The organism is Synechococcus sp. R3-13, assembly GCF_047462195.1.
Classification (GTDB): domain Bacteria; phylum Cyanobacteriota; class Cyanobacteriia; order Thermostichales; family Thermostichaceae; genus Thermostichus.
Map to the genome: position 1 here is coordinate 1 of NZ_JANSIO010000460.1, position 1,324 is coordinate 1,324.

General features: G+C 62.0%; 1 protein-coding gene and 1 pseudogene. Both read right to left on the reverse strand.

The annotated features are described in order from the left end of the window. A pseudogene (locus NW856_RS12950) lies at positions 1 to 696 on the reverse strand (sensor histidine kinase); the annotation flags it as partial. A 171-nt stretch (positions 697 to 867) separates the two neighbouring features. Next, positions 868 to 1,324: pentapeptide repeat-containing protein (locus tag NW856_RS12955; protein ID WP_414400598.1), on the reverse strand; the 457-nt coding region annotated here is incomplete at its 5' end.

Here is a 1,324-nt window from a genome sequence, read left to right on the forward strand (position 1 = left end):
CCGCTTTTGCTTATCTTCTGGCCGGGTTGTGGGCACAGAGGAGTTCTCCGCCCTGGCAGGGGGTAGGCGAGCGGGCGGGGATCCCGACTCGGCCAGGTTTCCCAGCAGAAGAAGGCTGCTGAAGCGGGCCAGCACCCGCACATGAGGCTCCATGAGGGGATGGTGCTTGATCAGCTCCTGCCAGAAGGGCAAGCGATCCGGCCTACCCTGTTGAACCCGCTGCTCTAGGATCTGCCAAGCCCGATGCACCACTTCCGGCTCAAAAGACACCATCATCCCCCTCTGCCGCGTGTGGGGGTGATGCCCTTGGGCGGCCACCGCCGAAAAAACAGGGGTGAGCACCAGCAAAAAAGGCTCCTCCACCAGGGGATCCTGCGGCAGGAGAGGGATCACCGTCTGGCCAGGGGTCAGAATCGACTCAGGGGACAAGTCAGGGGTAAACAGCCAGGGATCTTCACGGGCCAGCTCCCGCAGCTTCAGGTTCGGTTCTGGAGCGTCAATGGGCGACGGCAGTTGAGGCAGCGGATCCCGAACCACCCAGGGGGGCCACCAAGACACCGGCCCACCGATCACCACCCCAAACTGTCCAACTTCTTGCCATAGCTGGAGCAGGGCTGCCACCGTCTGCTGCCAGGAGCGCTCTCCTGCCCCCGGCAACCATTCCGGCAAGGGCAGATCGGCCCACAAAGCTTCCATCAAGGACAGAAATCGGCGGCTGTTCACGGATCTCTTTGACCCATCCTTCCCTTGTAGGGTAGCGGTTGTGGCCCCTCTGGGGCAGGGGAAAACCTCACCTTTTCCGGGGCGGATCCCCGTCTCACTCAGGGACAAGAATCCTCGTCCTCATACGGTAGCGAGTCTGTCCAATCAGCCTACCCGTCCATCCGGCAGAGTTGCCCCGCGCAAATTGGCCCCGCTGAGGTTGGCTGTGCTCAGATCGGCTCGGGTTAGGATTGCCTCGCCGAGATCGGCATTTTCCAGGTTGGTGCGGCCCAAATAGGCGTCCACCAGGTTGGCATACCGCAAATCGGCCCCGGCCAGATTGGCCCGACTGAGATCCGTCCGCGCCAGTTTGGCCGAGCACAGACAACTGGCGGAAAGATCGGCTGCGGCCAGATCCGCCTCGCTTAAGTTGGCCTCTGTCAGATTCACCTGGCGAAGTATCGCCTCCTTCAAGTTGGCCCGCGCCATCTGCGCCCCTTGCAGGTCTGCCCCCAAAAAAGAAACCCCCCTCAGGTCGGTCTCGCTCAGGATGGCCCCTTGCAAACGGGCTTGCTGCAGATTGGCCCCTTGCAAGTTGGCTTTGATCAGACTGGCCTCTTTC